We start from the raw sequence: 16,361 nt of genomic DNA, 5'->3' as shown, positions 1-16,361 counted from the left end.
GGGGCGAAGGGCGGCCACGAGAGGGTAAAACCCGCCTCAGGGCAAATGCTGGTTTGCGCTCGGGGCGGGCTTCGGCACATCCCGCCATTTCTCGGCATCTCCGGCTTGGGGGCGGGCGCCCCGTTAGCGGATTTCCCAGTCGTAATGGAATTCCGAGAGTAGCTTCGGCTTGGTCGCGGTGACCTGCACCACGTCTTCGATCCGGCAGCCGCCCAAACCTGGGTAATATAGCCCCGGTTCAACCGTCACCACGGAACCCTTTTTCAGGACGTAATCGACTGAGGACATGCGCGGTGCTTCGTGGACGTCGAGGCCAAGCCCGTGACCGGTGCCATGGAAAAAACCGACTGAACCGGTGGGCGTGCGTTTGGTTTCAAAACCGTGGCGCTCAAAGGTGTTTAAGCACTGTTGGTGAACGTGGCGGCCGTTGACCCCGGCGCGAACGACTTCGAGCGCGGCGAGCTGCGCGGTACGCACGGCGGCGACGAGGTGGTTTTGTGCCTCGCTGGCCCGGCCCTTAAGAAAGGTGCGCGTCATGTCGCCATGGTAACCAGTGGCTGTCACCCGAGGGAAAACGTCGACGATGATCAGCTCGTTGGCGCGTAACGGCCCGTAGCCGCGCTCGTGCGGATCGCAGGCCTGGTCGCCGCCGGCGGCGATGGTATCGACGGAGAGCGCGCCGGCCTCCAGGCAGGCGATTTCAATGGCGGTCTTGAGGCGCTCGGAGGTGAGCGGGTGCCCGTCGAGCACGAGCAAACCGGCCTTGATCTTGCTTTTGCGAAGGAGCCGTTCGGCCGCACCAATGCCGAGGGCGCTGCAGCGGTTGCCCTCGCGCAGGGCGGTGATTTCGGCGGCGGTCTTGATTTCGCGCTCGGGGAAGAGGGCGGGAACCGCGGTGAGTTTCAAGCCGAGTTCACGCAGGCGGTCGGCCAGCCCGATTGGGAAGTCGTTGGCCACCTCGAAGACGTGGGTTTTGTAGTTGCGGGCAAGCAAGCCGATGACCTCGGCCACGCCGATTTTGGCGTTGGGGTGGCGCGCGCGGGCTTTTTCAAGCCAGGGCTCTAAGGCGAGCACGGTATCGAAGCCGGAGGTTTTTTTGGCGCGTCCAAACTCCAAGGCGTTGAGGACGGCGATTTTTTTGCCACGCAGCTCGATGGCGATGAAGGGATCCGGCACACTGAAACGGCCGAAATAGAGCATGTCGGCGCTACGGGAAGTGTCGGCGTAAAGGAGCTTGGCGGGTGCGATGCGGGCCACGATGAGGTTGTGTTTAAATTTAAAACAATCAGTCACGTGCTCTGTGCAAAACGCAAATCAGGTTTCGTCGCTCCTGCGAGTGCTGGCGCTCGCCGGTTTCCTCGCGCTTTCCATCGGTACTGGCCGCAGTGACGAGACGAAGGCTGCGACGGCCCAAAATGCTGCTACGGATTTTTATACTATCGCGGTAGGTGGAAAAGCGGTACGGATGCAGCTTGCGGTTAAACGCGCTGAAATGGAGCACGGGCTGATGGGGCGTACCGACCTCAAGACCGACGAAGGCATGCTGTTTCTCTATGCTAAGCCGCAGCGGATGAGCTTTTGGATGCGCAACACGCCCACGCCGCTCGACATCGGATTTTTCGCAGCGGACGGCACGTTGAAGGAAATTTACCCGCTGTATCCCTTCGACGAAACACCGGTGGCGTCCAGGGGCGGAGCGCTGATGTTCGCGCTGGAAATGAAACAGGGTTGGTTCGAGTTCAACGGGGTGAAACCGGGTGCGCAGCTCGACCTGAGGGCACTGGCTGTAGCCCTGCGGGTGCGCGGATTTTCACCGGCGGCTTATGGGTTGAAATAACGCGGTTGCCGCTTCGCTGACGGCTGCGAGTCGACAGCGCACACGCATTGAGGGAGTTGCCCCGGCGCTTGGGCTCCGGGTCAGACAGGGGTGTGAACGCCGGGTTGGAGCGCAGCGTTCACACCGAAGACGGGGTTACTTAACCGCCGCCCAAACGCGCTGCACGTCCTCGTGTTCTTCGAGCGCTTGGAGGAACTCGCCAACATCGGCACGGTGCTCGTCGCTCAGTTCGGGGAACATTTTGGCCACGTAGCCGATTTCACTGGTGACGACCGTCCAGCCATTGGCCGACAGCCAAGTCGAGGCCGAGTGCACGGCGGTGCGCTCCGTATGGAAGCGGGCGCCGGTCGACTCAGCGGGAATGTCGTCGTTTTGCTCGTGGCTGATGGCTTCGAAATCGTTGGCACCCGCCTCGATGGCGGCGGCTTCCAAATCAGTGGTTGAGGCGGGTGTATGGGCTTCGACGATACCCACGTGTTCAAAGAGGAACTTGTTGCTGCCTGTGGTGCCGAGGATGCCTTTTTTGAAGAGCACGCGCATCTCGGGGGTGGTCCGTTGCACGTTGTCGGTGTAAACTTCCACGATGACCGGCACCTTGTGGGGCGCGTAGCCCTCGAACACGATGTGGTCCATGATCATTTTCTCGCCGCCGATGCCGGCGCCCTTGTTGATGGCGCGTTCGATGACGTCGCGCGTGACACTGGCTTTTTTCGCCTTTTCGACGGCGGCGAACAGGCGGGCGTTGGCGGCCATGTCGGCCCCACCGATTTTGGCGGCAACGGTGATTTCCTTCACCTGTTTGCCGACCATTTGCCCCTTCTTGTTGTTAACAATCGCACGTTTCGCGTGTAGCCATTGGCGTCCCATAAGGCGGAAAGGGTTAAGCGGCTGGTCAGGCTTGAGCAATCACAGAAGTAGATGATGCGGATACTTGTTTTGCCGCTGCGTTCAGCCCGAATCCGTAGGCTGCGAATCGCGCCGCCAGCGGTGAACAATCAGTACCTCAAGCTGGCGTAAACGGGCTGAAAATGGGGTGCTTTTGCGGGGCTTTTTACAACCAAGCTCCCTCGGCGGATTTCGGATCAGGTGTTTCCCCTATGTTGCCGGTCGGTGTTTACCCCAGAAGGCATATTAGCACTGCTTTTATTGAGGGTTTAGTGCTTTTACGCAGTACAGAAAACAACACGCCGCTTCAGTCTTGGCTGAACGTGTCGAAGATTAACCTTAACTTCACAGCCCACCCATGAATTTGCAGGAACCCTCCAAACCCGACGGTGACGTCAAGCGACTGACCAATGACCGTGAGTGCCTTTTACCTCTCATGGATTCACTGAACGCTTCGGGGCAAATCCTTGGGTTGCTCAATATGGCGATCAGTAACCCGCGCACCACGATCGCGGATATCGCAACGATTCTGCGGCGCGACGTGATGTTGTCGGCGCGGATCATTCGTATCTCCAATTCCGCTTTTTTTGTGCGCACCTCCAACGTGTGCAAAACCATCGAGGAGGCCCTGCAGCGGGTCGGGATGCGCGAGATTGCCCGCCTCATCGCCACGGCCACCATGCAGGGCATGGCCCCTCCAAAGCTGCGCGCCTACGGAATCACCGGCGATCAGTTTAATAAAAGCGTCCTGTTCACCGCCTCTGCCAGCCAACTCATCGCCACCGAGGTCAAACTCGACCCCAATGTTGCCTACCTTGCCGGTCTCATGCGCCCGCTGGGGATTTTGGTGCTCAATAAATGGGCCGAACAGCAGTTTCCTCACGTCGATAAACTGGTCTGGGGTGACGCCGTTTCGCTCCTGCAGTGGGAGTTCAACACCTTCGGGGTTAATCACATCGAGGTATCCAGTTTCATTACACGCAAGTGGGGCTTCCCTGCCTCGGTCAGCGACAGCATCGAGAAATCCACCGACGACCTCGCTTGCATTAACGAGGCGCCCATGTCGCTCATTTTACAGACGGCTGAGACGCTGGCCGAAAGCAATCGCGCGACCTTCCACGCCCAACAGGCCGGCGCAATCCTCCGCAAAAACCGCCTCGACGCCCTGGGTATCAAATCCGTGCAACTGATCGAAATTAGCCGCGGTGCACTGAAACAATCCCTGGAATTTTCATCTTAACCGCCACCATGACTCCATTCATCAAGGTTGACTCCAAATGGCTCAAAGCCGCTTCAGCACGCCTGCCTTCATCTGCCAAACTGATCGACGCGCTTTACCGGGAAATCAAAAAGCCGGACGTTGATATCGACCAGGTGATACGACTGGTTTCGATGGATGTCGCCATCACCAGTCGCCTGTTGCGCATGGCCAACAGTGCCTGCTACACGCGCGGTGAGACGGTAACTAGTGCTTAATTGCGTAGATTAATGATAGTATTTCTGAGTTGGCTTCCCTTGACCTCGCGCTTGCGCCACTTGAACGGCTTGGCATTGGGCAGGTAGGCGGCGACGAAAGCGTCAATGGCCTGACTAAGTTCGGCGACGCTTCTGAAGTTCGCGCCCCGTAGCGCCTTCCTTGTTAGTATGCCGAACCAGATTTCAACTTGATTGAGCCAACTCGCCGAGGTTGGGGTAAAGTGGAAGTGGACATTGGGGTGCCGAGCGAGCCAAGCGTCGCACTTTTTGTGGGTGCAATAATTATCCAAAATCACGTGGAGTTCTCTCTCGGGCGGGTGATCCGCCACCACTTGGTCCATGAACAGCAGGAACTCCTCCCGGCGCTTAAGGGTGGTTTTCTGCGTCTTGATCAAGCCCGTGGCCACATCAAGGGCAGCGAACAAGTTGAGTGTACCGTGGCGCTTGTAGGTGCTTTTGAGTCCCTGGACGATTTTACCATTGTCGGTCTCCACGTAACCGGTGGCGCGCTCTAGGGCTTGGATGCCAGGCTTTTCATCCACACTTATCACCAATGCCTTTTCCGGTGGGCTCAGGTAGAGCCCGACGATATCGGCTGCCTTGGCTGCGAACTGCTTGTCAGTGCTCACGCACCACGAGCGCTGGCGCTGCAGGCAAATGCCCTCCTTGCGCAGCACTCGCCAGACCGCGTGCACCGAGCCGCCGAGCACACGGGCCACCGCTGGACCATCCCAGCGCGCCTGCCCCGGAGGGGGTGGCCCTTCCAATAAAGCCAGCACCCGATCTCGAAAGTCCTCACCGTAGGTGCGCTTCGCGCCCGGCCGTGCCGCATCATCCAGCCCCTTCATGCCAAGCAGCACAAAGCGATCCCTCCACTTTATTACGGTGTTCGGCCTGGTGTTGCAGCGGCGCGCCACCTCTTGCACCTGCTCGCCACTCACGCACCCAAGGATCATCCGGGCGCGCTCAACTCGCTGCCTCGACTCAATCCGGCTGGTTGCCCGTTTTTCTAGGGATTGCTGATCCCCCTCGCTACAAGTGATTCGCACGGCTTTTCGTCCCATCTACAAAGCGGATAAAATATCACTTATTATTGCAAGTAAGCACTAGCCTAGATCAGGCGCTTTCTTGGCTGGGGGCGTTTCAGGCCTACCGGGTCGCCTGCATTACCGTTTCCGCCAAACTCTGCGAGCAAAGCCTACCCATTTACCGCATCTCTGCAGACCGCCTGCTTGCCAATTCCATCGCCATGGCGGTGGGCATGGAGCTGGTCTCGGGCAAAGCGGGTGTCGACCATAAGGCGGGTTACACCATTGGCTTATTGCACAACCTAGGTCGGATCGTGCTTCAGCGCGTCGCCCTGCAAATGGAGATCCCCGCCGGTGCCGGCGATTTGCCGGATATTCAGTCCGTGGTGAGCTGGGAACGTAAAGTTTTTGGCTGCACCCACGCCGAGCTCGGCGGCTCGGTTCTCTCGCTTTGGGGAATGAACCCGATTTTTAGTCAAGTACTAGTTCATCAGCATGATCTGGGGAGCGTGGAGAATACCGAGGTGCGCCGCTGGGGGGCGCTTTTGCACCTTACTGCGACGTTGGTGGCGAGTACCGAGTTTGGCCTCGGGGTGACCAGTGATGCTTGGCCGATATCGGAGGAGATGTTTGCCGACGCAGGGATTCCCCAGTTGGACATCCTGAAAATGAGCGAGGAGATCACCGTGGCGACCAAAGTGCTGTGTGAACAGAGCGGTTTGGCGATCGTTTCAGCGGGATCCAATTCGCTGTAAAGCGATGCCGGAGTAGGTGAGTGGAGGTACGCTTGATCCGCGCTGAAGGGGCGGATTGCGCCAGTGCCTGAGCTCACGCTCAGGGCCACGGTAGTCAGGCTGCGCGGGAGTCGGGGAGGGGCAAACCGTGTGGCCTTGCGCGTGAGCGCAGGGTGTTTTGCCCAACGGGCAAAGCGTCGCCCCATCCCGCTCAGGGCGTGGGTGGGATTGCACAACGGTGAGCACCGGCTGCGGGGAATTTCCCGTGTTTGTCAGGTTTTAGGGTTCAAACCCAAGTCGGCGATGTCAGTGGCGTATGAACCTGAATTTCAGCACCACGATTAACGACGGCACGCTTCGCGTCACGGTGGACAGTACGCGCCTGGATGCGGCAATCGCCGGCGAGTTTAAGGCGGGGGTGGAGTCGGCCTGGGTGGCGGCCGTAACCGGCGTGGAGATTAACTTGGGCGCCGTTGAATTTATCGACAGCTCGGGTGTCGGCGCGCTGATCAGCATTTTCAGGAAATCACTGTGCGTGCGCGGAGGCATTCGGCTGACGCAGGTGCGCCCCGGGGTGTGGGCCGTATTGGAATTATTGCACCTGTGCTCCCTGTTTGAATCGGTTTCAGCGGCGGAGCCGAGCAACAGTACGGACGTGACTGCGCCGCTGGGTGCTTAAACTACTGAGCGTTAGAGTTAAGGGATACAGCATCCTTGAGCTCACGCTCAAGGCCACACTCGGCGTGAGAACACTCCGCGAGAACACACTCCGCGTGAGCGCACTCGTCGGGCGCACACGCCTCGTGGCCTTGAGCGTGAGCTCAGGGTCATTTTCAACGGTTTCAGCTCTCTCTGTTCATAAACCAACTTCGTTGAGCTCATCTTGATCGCGACGTATAATCAGAGGGCCGAGGGCCAACGGTAGGGCTTCTGCGGGTGGATTTTTGGGCAATATGCGCCGCAGCGTTTAAGTTTCGGTGCGAATGTGCCGTTAACGGTGGAGTTATCGTGCGCCCCGCCATGCCCTCTCGCTCACAGCTTCGTCCCGATGAGTCGGTGTTCCGCCGCGTTTCCCGCACCGGCTTGGGGTGGGCGTGCGCCCTACTTGTGCTCGCTGTCGGTGCTGGGTGCGCGTCCCCGCCACAACCCGCCACGCCCTATGTGCGCCAAACGGCGTTGGTCATGGTAGAAAACCACACGGAGTGGCCTTGGCGCATCGCTTTCGTTCGCGCGGAATCCACCGCCGCTTCCGCGCCCCCGCCAATCTACGCCAGCACCCCGGCTCCTGAAGCCGCCCCCGCCCCCCCCGGCTTGCCTTGGCTAACGCTGGCCCCGCGCGAAACCCGCCGCATTGACTTGCCGGGTGGGATTTACCGGGTGCACCGCGAAGTGCTGCGCGCCAAGATCGATCCCGTGGAGCCGGAAACGGCCGCCGCAACCGACGCCGGAGTAAGTCTATGGTTCGTCCCTGGACGTAGTTACACCTGGCCGTTGGCCACCCTGTTTTCAACCGAGGAGGTCGCCCCATGAACGACGAGCGCATACCGTGGCAGGCCGATGACCCTGAGAGCGGGGCGGTGCAAGTGTCCGGACGCCCCGTCCACGCTTCGTGGTCGATGCTGCGTGAGCATTTCCGCCGCGTGTTTCTGGAGCCGCATCGTCCCGCGGGCTCCGACATGGTGGGCTGGCGCTGGTTGGGGGGCTCCGTGCCGCGGGCTCCTGAAGCGGCCGACTTGGCCGACATACGCCAACTTTTGCAGCATGCCCTACTCGACATCACCGCCGATTTGGAACGGCGCGAAGAAGACCCGGCAATCACCAGCCCGCGCGAGCTTTTAGCCGCAGTTAAATCCATCGTTCACGATCTAACCGAGGGCACCGACATTGATCTGGGTACGTACGCGGTGGAGACGGACACGGGGTGGTTTATCCGAAGCTGGGGCTTCAGCCATCCAGCGCCGGCCAAACTGGCCGACCCTTCGGAGGCCGTCGCCGAAACGCCTTCGGAAGCCCCTGTCGCGCACGAGGCACACGTGGAGAAACCGCCTGTTACCAAGCGCACTAAACTCGTCCGTTGGGGCGCTGGTGGCGTGGTGGTACTAGCTGCGGCGGCGGCTGTGTTTTGGTTCAAAGGTAGCGCTCCGAAATCGCCCGCCGAAGTGCAGCCTGGGCAGCCTGCGCTCGCTAGCGGTGAAACGCACGAAGCCCCTGCGGCAGAGGTTGCGCACCAGGCGCCGTTGTTGCCCCCGACCGCCCCGGCAGCCGAAACGCCTGCACACGGGGAGGCCGCCGCACCGACCGGGGCCGCGTTGGGCACGAGCTCGACGACTGTGGCGCAAGCGCACTCGGCCCCGCCGGGAGCGGCTAACGAAGCGCATTCCCCAGGTTTTTCCACTGCGCCGGCACCGAGCGCACAAGTAGGCGGCATGCCCGTGTTGCCAGGGCAAACGGGCAAATTGGGCGGGGCCGACGCCACCGTGACCACCCACGCCGAAACACTCACGACTCCGGCCCTCTCCAACGGGACCGCCGTCGCCGATGCTACGTCGGCTCACACAGCGGAGTCTGCGGGTGCGGCCGGGGCTTCCACGCCGAAGCAGGCGAGAGCGGACGCAGCTGCACCCTTAACCACCGCGCACGGTGGCGGTACGGAGGCCCCATCCCCCGCGCTTGGTAGTGGCACGGTGGGGCTTTCACCGGAGGCGCCGCCCGCACCGGCCAAAGACACGGCAGCGGGTATCGACGCCGTTTCACTTCCAGAAATTCAGGGAAAGCCGGCTTCGGCGGAGGCTGCAGACGCAGCGCCGGAAGCCGCTGCGCCAGCCCCGGCCCCGGCTTCCGCGGTTGCGCCAAAATCAAGCGAACCCCCGGGCGTGACGGAAATCGTGTGGGCTAACAAAACCGCGAGCCCGCCTTCTGCGGAGAATCCTCCGCCGCTTAAATTCGATCTCACTCCGGACGCCCTCGCCACAACGCTCTTTCCGCCTAGCGCTGATGCAAACGCGGCCGGTGCTGCTTCGAGCGAATCCGGCGCTTCGCCTTCAGGAAGTACTGCCGCGAACAACGCGGGCGGCGCTCCCCCGTCGCCCGCGTCCGCGCCTGCGGCTTCCGATAATCCGGACACTGCCGCAACCACCTCCGCCGGCGCCACCGCCAAAGTCAAAAAAACTGCTGAGGCCACCTTGATTACCTACAAAATTGGCGAGTTGAAGGTGCGGTCCTTCCGCGATCCCGTTTTAGCGACCACTCCGGCTGAACGCCCCAGCAACCCCATGTTGGCCGAAGCGCGGGTGCAGGCCTGGGCAGGGACCCAAGCGGCCAAGCCCGAGTCATTCCGCAAACCGGTGGTGAATGGCGGGTGGAGTTTCCGGCCGGCCAAGGGCGCAACCTGGACAAAGCACCCGGTCTGGCTCGATACGGCCACGGGCAAACCGGTTAACGGCTTGCGCGTGAGCGAAAACGGACTGCACCTGAATTGGACGGGGCTGGTGCCGACGGAGGGCTTTACCGCCCACGTTGTTGATGAAAACGGAATCGAGCAGGCGCGCCTATCCATCTCACCGGCGGAGCGTCTTATTGAGGTGACAACGATCGCCGTTTTCAGCGAATCGGCGCCGACCTTCACGGTGGATTTAACCTCCCGTGAAGCGGTCACAGGCACGATGGTCTGGCACAGCCGGACGCCCGCCTGGTTGGATCGGCGCTGGGAAACTCAGCTCATGGAGCGGCAAATTAGGGTCAAGTGCCTGCCGACGCCGGCCATCATCAAAGAACCGTCCTCCGGGTTGGTTTCATTGAGTCATCCCGCCAGCGGCTGGGCGCTGACGTGGGAGGTCACCACGCGCCCGACCGCCAAGTCGGTGGGGGCGCCCTGAATACGGGGACGGGGGAAAGACCGTCCAACTGTCCAACATCGTCCTTCACGGCTTACTCGCCGGGCGCGGGCAATGCTGTTGCCATCGGCTGGCGGAGGGCTTCAAAACGTTGCCTCTCATGAAGTCCAACCAGCCCTGCTCTGAATGCGGTACGCCGTTTGACTGTGGTTGTGCGGTCGGCACCTGCTGGTGCAACGACTATCCGGCGATCTTGCCGGCGGATTTTTCAAGAAAATGCCTCTGCCCGTCCTGTTTGGCGAAGGTCATCGGCAAGCACATTGAAGGACGTTTGGCCGACTTGCCGTTTGAGGAGGCCCTGATTTTGGCGAAACAAAAGCCAGCCTCCAACCGACTGCTCGAGCACATCGATTATACGGTAAAAGGAGGCAATTACGTCTTCACCCGCTGGTATCTGCTTAAACAGGGAAAGTGCTGCGGCAATGGCTGCCGCAACTGTCCTTACCCGGCAAAGGCCTGATGGCCGGAATCGAGTCGAGGAGCGGCGCGGCTTGTCTTACGCCGCGAGCCACTTACGCGCGAGAGCGGTGAACAGCGCCGCATACGCCGGGTGGCCGAGCGCTTCGGCGGAGTGCCCAGGAAGGAAGCAGTGGATCGCTCCGCCCCACGCGCTGGACGCGCTGCACGCTTGGGGATAATCGACGCCTTCGTAATTGATGGTCAGCCAAGTCTCGAAGGGGTGCTGCGCTGCCAGTTTGATGTAAAGTTCGTCGGTGGGCAGGTCGGTGATGGCGGGGATATTTGGGATACTCGCGAGCGCGGCCGGCGTTGCGACGAGGTGCAGCGGCACGATCGGGTGTGTGCTGACGGGCATCTGGTCGGGGTCGCCGTTGCGTACCCAGCGCAATGGCATGAGTTGGCGCCACCACGCCCACGGCCAGCAGGCCGCACTGCCACCGTGCAAAATCCACAGCGGTCGGCCGGCGGCGAGGTGGGCCTGCAGCGGCGCTTCGAGCTCGGGTGCCGGCGCCGGGTTACCCGGTGTGCCGGCGATGGAATTGAAGGCGAGCGTGGCTTCGGGGTGCGCAGCCAGGGCGGCAATCAGCGCCGCGTAATCTTCCTCGATATAGTGAACCTCACATAAGGGCCTCAGGAGTTCGGCCTGAGCACGCCCTGGGGCGGCGCCGTAGTGACGGTCGGCAAAGAGGATGACAACGGGGGGCTTCATGATGCGGTGAGTGTGGTTGCGGGAGCTTAAAATGAAAGAGCGGCGGCACGGGCCAAAATGCCGATGCCGCCGCTCCGTTTAACCGAATTAGTCTAAACCTTGCGCTCACGCGCAAGGCCACGGGGCGCTTGGTCTATCAGTGTGTGGCATATCCGACCTAGGCCCATTCGAGCTAGGGCCATCCGAGTGTGGCCTTGAGAGTGAGCTCAAGGATTTCCGGCGCACCAATGGTAAACGCGTATGGGTTTTAGATCTTCGCCAGGTCTTTCCAGGTGCGGTCAGCGCTCGATTGCAGGCCGACTTCGGCGAGCTGCACGCCCTTGGCACCTTCGAGAAGGTTCCAACGGAACGGCTCGTCGAGGGCAACGTGACGCAGGAACAGTTCCCACTGCACCTTGAAGGCGTTGTCGTAGCTCTCTTGCTCGGGAACCTTGCTCCAGTCGGAGAAGAAGTCGATGGGCTGCTTGATGTCCGGGTTCCAGATCGGCTTGGGCGTGTTGCCGTAGTGCTGGATGTAAACATCGCGCAGGCCGGCGACGGCGGTGCCGTGGGTGCCGTCCACTTGCAGGGTGAGCAGGTCGTCGCGGCGAACGCGCACGTTCCAGGATGCGTTGAGCTGCACGATGACGCCGTTGGTCAATTCGAAGGTGGCGTAGGTGCTGTCATCGGCGGTGCACTTGTAGGGTTTACCGGCTTCGTCGACGCGCTCTTCGATGTGGGTCGAAGCGAGGCAGTTCACCGACTTGATCGGGCCGAAGAGGTTGTCGATCACGTAGCGGAAATGGCAGAGCATATCGATGGCCATGCCGCCGCCGTCCTCGGCGCGGTAGTTCCACGAAGGACGCTGGGCGGGGATGTTGTGCCCCTCGTAAACCCAGTAACCGAACTCGCCGCGCACGGAGAGGATTTTGCCAAAGAAGCCCTGCTCCATCAGGCGGCGCAGTTTAACCATGCCGGGCAGCCAGAGCTTGTCTTGAACCACACCGTTCTTCACGCCGGCCTTGCGGCAGATCTCGTAGAGGGCAACCGCGTCGGCGGTCGCGATGGCGGTGGGCTTTTCGCAATACACGTGCTTGCCAGCCTCGGCGGCCTTTTTGACGGCGGCGAAACGGTGCAGCGTGGTCTGCGCATCGAAATAGATCTGGTACTGCGGATCCTTGAGTACGGCGTCGAGGTCGGTGGTGTATTCTTTGACCGAGCACAGAGCGGTGAGCTCGCGCAGTTTGTCTTCGCTGCGGCCCACGAGGATGGCGTGGGGCATGATGATCTCGTCAGGGGAAACGCGCACGCCTCCTTGTTTGATGATGGCGTCGATGGAACGCAGCAGATGCTGGTTTTTGCCCATGCGTCCGGTGACGCCGTTCATGATGATACCGATTTTGTGGATTTTCATAGGGTGAGGGTTAGAGGAAAGGAAACGGGAAAGGGTGAGAAAAAGGGATGAAGGGAAACCGACTACTTAGACTTTGGTTTTGTAGGCGGTGAGGATGTCGGCAAGGAACTGGTCTTGGTCGCGGGCCCAGTGGCGGGTGGAGAAAATCTCGACCTCGATCGGGCCGTCGAAACCGGCTTTCTCGACGAGGCCGCGGATGCCGGGGATGTCGATGCAGCCTTCGCCCATCAGCCCGCGGTCGTTCAAGAAATCAGCGGTGGGCGTCACCCAATCGCAGACGTGGAAGCCGATGATGCGGCGGCCGGCGCGGGCGATTTCTGACTCCAACTGCGGATCCCACCAGATGTGATAAACGTCGGCGGCGATGCCCAGCCAGGTGTCGCCGAGCTGATCGATCATGTCGTTGCACTGGCCGATGGTGTTGATCGCGCTGCGGCAATCGGCGTACATCGGGTGCAGCGGTTCGAGCGCGAGTTTGACCCCGGTTTGGCGGGCGTGATCGAGACAGGCGGCGACGCCTTCGGTGATCTGGCGGCGGTTTTCCGGCAAGCTGAGTTCGGGGCGGGCGCCGCATACCAGCACGACTTGGGGCGCGCCGACGGCGGCGGCTTCATCGAGGGCACGACGGGTGTCGTCGAGGGCGGCGGTGCGTTCAGCAGCGTTGAGGCCGGGGAAAAAACCACCGCGCACCAGCGAGACGGCGCTCAGGCCGTTGTCGGCGAGCATGGCGCGGGACTCGGCCAGCGGGCGACCGGCGAGCCATTGACGCCAGACACCGACACCGGGGACGCCGGCGGCAGAGAACTTGGCGACGGCTGTGGGAAGGTCCCACGGCTTGGTCGTCATCGTGTGGATGGCGAGACGGGAGAGGTTGTCCATGACGGGGAAAACTTAGGCGAAGAACGTGTAGTAAGGCTGGCCCTTGTTCAGGCGGTTCAGATAAACCGCCAGTTCCATCGCGTGGTAGTCGCCCCACATCGAGGATTCGCCGTACGGAGCCTTGCCGGCGTCCGGGGTATAGTCCCAACCGTTGGGCTGGTGATAAATCGAGTGCAGGATGAGGCCCTGGTGCTTCGGATCGGTGGAGAGGTAGGGCTCGCTGAACAAGGTTTTCGCGACCGTGAGGCCGGCTTGCAGGTAACGAGCGGCGCGGACGGTGTCGCCCTTGCCTTGCAGGTAACGGGAGAGGCGGAGCAGACCTTGGGCGTCGATGGCGGCGGCGGAACTGTCGACCGGCTCGTAGGCGTTGTAGGGATCGGCCGGGCGGTTCTGGTAATCGCCCAAGAGGTGGATCTTGGGGGCGCCCGTGTCCCAATAAGGGATACCGCAGGTCGGGGTGTTGGCGATGTAGTGCTCGGCGGTGGCGATGGCACCCTTGAGCATCATGGCCTCCAGCGCGGCACGGCCGCCAAACGGTGCGAGCTCGGCGTCGGTGATCTCGGCGAGGAATTCGAGTTCTTCTGCGAAGCCGAGCAGCGCCCAAGCCTGGCCGCGGGTCCAGGTGGAGAAACCGGTGTAGCCTTGCTGCGAATTAGGGCAGCGGAAGGCGCCGTCTTTGACGTTGAAAATCGCCTCGTGGGCGGTGCGGCCCGACTCGTCGTAGCGGTCGCGGCCCTCGCCGTAGAACACGTTAAAGCGGGCGGTGTTGGTGATGTGCTGGAGGGCGCGGTCGAGCAGGTTAACCGGTTTGTCGCCTTCGCTCATGAGCACGTGGCCGAGGCGGTGCGCCACCATGAGGATGCGGCAGGAGCGGATCGTATCCACGAACAGCGAGTGCGCGCCGTTGAAGCTGTGGATGTAGCCGGGCTGGCCGGGGCGGTCGGTCCAGCGGGCGGCCTGGATGGCGCCGCTGGTTTTGAGGGCGAGCTCGTAAAAGTTTTTCTCCCACTCGTTGGCGGGCAGACGGCCTTCGCGCAGCAGGCGCAGGAGATTGCCGTAGGTGGAGAGGTTGTTGAAACCGTGGTCGTGCACGCCGATGTGGGAAACGTGCGAGGCCATCTTGCTCACGGTGCGGCTGCGGCCCGAGGCGAGGCTCTCGGTGTCGCCGGTTGCGTCAAAGTGCAGCAAGGCGATGCCGTAGCGGAAACCCTCGGTCCACTCGGTCCAGCCACGCGTGGTGTAGCGGCCGGCGACGGTGAAAACGGGCGAGCCCTTGGTTTCGTCGTAGTCGCGGTCGAGCGAGGTGATTTTGGTTTTGGCGACCGCAAAAAAGCGGTCGAGCGCGGGGGCGAGAGCGGCGGGGGTGAGCGACGGGTCGAGGTGGATCATGGCGGGTTTTTAGAAAAAAGGGGGGGGCGCGGAGCGGCCGGACTTAGAGGCTGCGGAGGTGGAAACCGCCATCGATGTTGATGACGTCGCCGGTGGAGAACGGGAAGTGGCCGGCGACAATCGCGGTGACGGCGCGGCCGAGATCGGCCGGGGTGCCCCAACGCTTCTGTGGGACGAGACCACCGGCGATCAAGGCGTCGTATTTGGCGGTCACGCCGGAGGTCATGTCGGTGGCCATGATGCCGGGGCGCAGTTCGATCACGCTGATGCCGTCGCCGGCAAGACGGTTGGCCCAGAGCTGGGTGGCCATGGCGACGCCCGCTTTGGAGATGCAGTATTCGCCACGATTAACCGAGGGGACCGAGGCGGAGAGCGAGGTTACGAAGATGAGTTTGTAGCCGTCGGGTAGGAGCGATTGGCCGAGGTGAGCGAGCCAGTATTTGGCGACCAACTGGGTGAGGAAGTAAGGCCCCTTGAGGTTAACATCGATGACCTCGTCGAAAATCTCCTCGGTGGCTTCGGTGAGGTCGGCGCGGACTCGGGGGGCGATGCCGGCGTTGTTCACCAAAGCGTCGATACGTCCGAAGGCGGCCATGGTGCCATCGAACAGGGCTTGGCGGCCGGCGGCCTGGCCGAGATCGCCGGCGACTGAAATGAAGCGCTGGGCGGGGGAGAGGGCGAGGGCTTGGCAACGCGCCACGGTCTCGTCGGCTGCCGCGCGGTTCGAGCCGTAATGGACGGCGACGCTGACGCCGAGAGCGGCGAGGGTTTCGGCGACACCACGGCCGAGACCGCGACTGGAACCGGTGACGAGAACGACGGCTTGGGGATTCATGGGTTACACTATAGCGGGGTTTTGAAAATGGGGTGAGGACAGAACTGGATTAAATAAGCACTTTTCCGACTTTAAATTAAAATTACTCGAAATTATACCCGTGCCATGAAGTTAAGGAATTTGCGCCCGCTGTATGCCCATAGCTTGGATATTCGAGTGGGGAAATTGAGGGTGATGCGGTTCGCTTTGAACCGGCATTTGCCGGAGAAAGGCTGGGTGGAAACGCACCGGCACGCGCACGGGCAGTTTTTGCTGTATTTGACGGGAACCGGGACTCAGTGGGTGGGCGGACGCAAGGAAGCGGTGCAGGCGGGGCGGGTGTTTTATTTGGCTCCGGGGTGTGAGCACGCGTTTGTGGAGGATGCAGGCGGCAAACCGCTGTGTATAGCGCTGGATGTGAGTGTTCCCGGCGAAACGACCAGCGCTCAGGCGATGCTGGCGCAGGGCGAGTTGAACGAGCTGCGGCGGGCGCTTACGGAGTTGCGCGGCTGGAGCGAGGGCGAGGCGGCGCAGGTGCGGCCCGGGGAGGCGGGCGCGGTGTTGATGGTGCTCGATGTGTTGATGCGCGCGGTGGGTCTGCTCGAAGAACGCAAGGGAGCCGAGGGCACAGTGGTGCGGCGGGCGCGGGCGGTTTTTTCCGGTGTGGACGGCGGCGGCGAGGGGCTTCCCGTGGCGAAGCTGGCGGAGCGCGTGGGCTACCACCCCGATCACCTGACGCGGCTGTTGAAAAAGGAAACCGGCATGACGGCGGGGCAGTTGCGCGCGGCGTTGCGGCTTAAGCGGGCCCAGGCCGAGTTGGAAGCCGGTGCGACGGTGGCGGAGGCGGCGGAACGCAGCGGGTTTG

At 61.8% G+C, this 16,361-nt stretch carries 17 protein-coding genes; 9 read left to right on the top strand and 8 right to left on the bottom strand.

Translation table 11 applies throughout. The features are described 5' to 3' along the window. Positions 1 to 123 precede the first annotated feature (123 nt). The gene (locus H2170_07940; GenBank protein ID MCS6300023.1) at positions 124 to 1,200 is read right to left on the bottom strand and encodes an aminopeptidase P family protein; all 1,077 of its coding nucleotides are present in this window, start codon (positions 1,198 to 1,200) and stop codon (positions 124 to 126) included. 46 nt (positions 1,201 to 1,246) lie between these two features. Between H2170_07940 and H2170_07935 the strand changes: the two genes are divergently transcribed. After that, positions 1,247 to 1,837 carry a DUF192 domain-containing protein gene (locus H2170_07935; GenBank protein MCS6300022.1) on the top strand — a complete coding sequence of 197 codons (591 nt, stop codon included), beginning with the start codon at positions 1,247 to 1,249 and terminating at the stop codon, positions 1,835 to 1,837. A 135-nt stretch (positions 1,838 to 1,972) separates the two neighbouring features. Here the strand turns inward: H2170_07935 and H2170_07930 are convergent, their stop codons facing one another. After that, positions 1,973 to 2,704 carry a YebC/PmpR family DNA-binding transcriptional regulator gene (locus H2170_07930; protein MCS6300021.1) on the bottom strand — a complete coding sequence of 244 codons (732 nt, stop codon included), beginning with the start codon at positions 2,702 to 2,704 and terminating at the stop codon, positions 1,973 to 1,975. A 454-nt stretch (positions 2,705 to 3,158) separates the two neighbouring features. On the opposite strand from H2170_07930, the gene H2170_07925 reads away from it, so the two are divergent. Both H2170_07925 and H2170_07920 read left to right on the top strand, forming a co-directional pair. After that, positions 3,159 to 3,962, top strand: coding sequence for an HDOD domain-containing protein (locus H2170_07925; protein ID MCS6300020.1), 804 nt, complete (start codon positions 3,159 to 3,161; stop codon positions 3,960 to 3,962). An 8-nt stretch (positions 3,963 to 3,970) separates the two neighbouring features. Then, complete coding sequence (locus H2170_07920; GenBank protein MCS6300019.1) at positions 3,971 to 4,198, top strand: HDOD domain-containing protein; 228 nt, start codon at positions 3,971 to 3,973, stop codon at positions 4,196 to 4,198. Here the strand turns inward: H2170_07920 and H2170_07915 are convergent. Beyond that, a complete protein-coding gene (locus tag H2170_07915; protein MCS6300018.1) occupies positions 4,195 to 5,262 on the bottom strand; it encodes an IS630 family transposase in 1,068 nt (355 codons plus the stop codon). The genes H2170_07920 and H2170_07915 overlap by 4 nt on opposite strands. A 29-nt stretch (positions 5,263 to 5,291) precedes the next feature. Here H2170_07915 and H2170_07910 point away from each other — a divergent pair, with 29 nt between their 5' ends. The 5 genes from H2170_07910 to H2170_07890 all read left to right on the top strand — a co-directional run bounded on the left by H2170_07910 (position 5,292) and on the right by H2170_07890 (position 10,313). After that, positions 5,292 to 5,981, top strand: a complete 690-nt coding sequence (locus H2170_07910) for an HDOD domain-containing protein (GenBank protein MCS6300017.1) — start codon at positions 5,292 to 5,294, stop codon at positions 5,979 to 5,981. 295 nt (positions 5,982 to 6,276) lie between these two features. Further along, a complete protein-coding gene (locus tag H2170_07905) occupies positions 6,277 to 6,639 on the top strand; it encodes an STAS domain-containing protein (GenBank protein MCS6300016.1) in 363 nt (120 codons plus the stop codon). 341 nt (positions 6,640 to 6,980) lie between these two features. After that, positions 6,981 to 7,490: a hypothetical protein gene (locus tag H2170_07900; GenBank protein MCS6300015.1), complete on the top strand. Its 510-nt coding sequence runs from the start codon at positions 6,981 to 6,983 to the stop codon at positions 7,488 to 7,490. Further along, a complete protein-coding gene (locus tag H2170_07895; GenBank protein MCS6300014.1) occupies positions 7,487 to 9,835 on the top strand; it encodes a hypothetical protein in 2,349 nt (782 codons plus the stop codon). The genes H2170_07900 and H2170_07895 overlap by 4 nt, the downstream gene beginning before the upstream one ends. A 118-nt stretch (positions 9,836 to 9,953) precedes the next feature. Next, on the top strand, positions 9,954 to 10,313 hold the full coding sequence (locus tag H2170_07890) for a hypothetical protein (GenBank protein ID MCS6300013.1): 360 nt from the start codon (positions 9,954 to 9,956) through the stop codon (positions 10,311 to 10,313). Between the two features lie 36 nt (positions 10,314 to 10,349). Here the strand turns inward: H2170_07890 and H2170_07885 are convergent, their stop codons facing one another. The 5 genes from H2170_07885 to H2170_07865 all read right to left on the bottom strand — a co-directional run bounded on the left by H2170_07885 (position 10,350) and on the right by H2170_07865 (position 15,517). Beyond that, a complete protein-coding gene (locus tag H2170_07885) occupies positions 10,350 to 11,021 on the bottom strand; it encodes a hypothetical protein (protein ID MCS6300012.1) in 672 nt (223 codons plus the stop codon). Between the two features lie 247 nt (positions 11,022 to 11,268). Further along, entirely contained in the window at positions 11,269 to 12,414 is a 1,146-nt protein-coding gene (locus H2170_07880; protein ID MCS6300011.1) for a Gfo/Idh/MocA family oxidoreductase, read from the bottom strand. Between the two features lie 66 nt (positions 12,415 to 12,480). After that, entirely contained in the window at positions 12,481 to 13,293 is an 813-nt protein-coding gene (locus tag H2170_07875; protein ID MCS6300010.1) for a sugar phosphate isomerase/epimerase, read from the bottom strand. A gap of 12 nt (positions 13,294 to 13,305) precedes the next feature. Next, positions 13,306 to 14,682, bottom strand: a complete 1,377-nt coding sequence (locus H2170_07870) for a glycoside hydrolase family 88 protein (protein ID MCS6300009.1) — start codon at positions 14,680 to 14,682, stop codon at positions 13,306 to 13,308. A gap of 43 nt (positions 14,683 to 14,725) precedes the next feature. Beyond that, positions 14,726 to 15,517: a 3-ketoacyl-ACP reductase gene (locus tag H2170_07865; protein MCS6300008.1), complete on the bottom strand. Its 792-nt coding sequence runs from the start codon at positions 15,515 to 15,517 to the stop codon at positions 14,726 to 14,728. 198 nt (positions 15,518 to 15,715) lie between these two features. On the opposite strand from H2170_07865, the gene H2170_07860 reads away from it, so the two are divergent. Then, the coding region (locus H2170_07860) for a helix-turn-helix domain-containing protein (protein ID MCS6300007.1) at positions 15,716 to 16,361 on the top strand (646 nt) is incomplete at its 3' end.

The organism is Opitutus sp., assembly GCA_024998815.1.
GTDB lineage: Bacteria > Verrucomicrobiota > Verrucomicrobiia > Opitutales > Opitutaceae > Rariglobus.
The sequence above is the reverse complement of the archived record's forward strand: the minus strand, read 5'-3'. Positions and strand labels throughout refer to the sequence as shown.

What these genes read in the sequence shown, in the direction of transcription:
- H2170_07915 (MCS6300018.1), bottom strand. Translation starts at nt 5,262, where the DNA reads ATGGGACGAAAAGCCGTGCGAATCACTTGTAGCGAGGGGGATCAGCAA.
- H2170_07890 (MCS6300013.1), top strand. Translation starts at nt 9,954, where the DNA reads ATGAAGTCCAACCAGCCCTGCTCTGAATGCGGTACGCCGTTTGACTGT.
- H2170_07940 (MCS6300023.1), bottom strand. Translation starts at nt 1,200, where the DNA reads ATGCTCTATTTCGGCCGTTTCAGTGTGCCGGATCCCTTCATCGCCATC.
- H2170_07935 (MCS6300022.1), top strand. Translation starts at nt 1,247, where the DNA reads ATGCGGGCCACGATGAGGTTGTGTTTAAATTTAAAACAATCAGTCACG.
- H2170_07885 (MCS6300012.1), bottom strand. Translation starts at nt 11,021, where the DNA reads ATGAAGCCCCCCGTTGTCATCCTCTTTGCCGACCGTCACTACGGCGCC.
- H2170_07930 (MCS6300021.1), bottom strand. Translation starts at nt 2,704, where the DNA reads ATGGGACGCCAATGGCTACACGCGAAACGTGCGATTGTTAACAACAAG.
- H2170_07875 (MCS6300010.1), bottom strand. Translation starts at nt 13,293, where the DNA reads ATGGACAACCTCTCCCGTCTCGCCATCCACACGATGACGACCAAGCCG.
- H2170_07880 (MCS6300011.1), bottom strand. Translation starts at nt 12,414, where the DNA reads ATGAAAATCCACAAAATCGGTATCATCATGAACGGCGTCACCGGACGC.
- H2170_07865 (MCS6300008.1), bottom strand. Translation starts at nt 15,517, where the DNA reads ATGAATCCCCAAGCCGTCGTTCTCGTCACCGGTTCCAGTCGCGGTCTC.
- H2170_07920 (MCS6300019.1), top strand. Translation starts at nt 3,971, where the DNA reads ATGACTCCATTCATCAAGGTTGACTCCAAATGGCTCAAAGCCGCTTCA.
- H2170_07900 (MCS6300015.1), top strand. Translation starts at nt 6,981, where the DNA reads ATGCCCTCTCGCTCACAGCTTCGTCCCGATGAGTCGGTGTTCCGCCGC.
- H2170_07925 (MCS6300020.1), top strand. Translation starts at nt 3,159, where the DNA reads ATGGATTCACTGAACGCTTCGGGGCAAATCCTTGGGTTGCTCAATATG.
- H2170_07870 (MCS6300009.1), bottom strand. Translation starts at nt 14,682, where the DNA reads ATGATCCACCTCGACCCGTCGCTCACCCCCGCCGCTCTCGCCCCCGCG.
- H2170_07895 (MCS6300014.1), top strand. Translation starts at nt 7,487, where the DNA reads ATGAACGACGAGCGCATACCGTGGCAGGCCGATGACCCTGAGAGCGGG.
- H2170_07905 (MCS6300016.1), top strand. Translation starts at nt 6,277, where the DNA reads ATGAACCTGAATTTCAGCACCACGATTAACGACGGCACGCTTCGCGTC.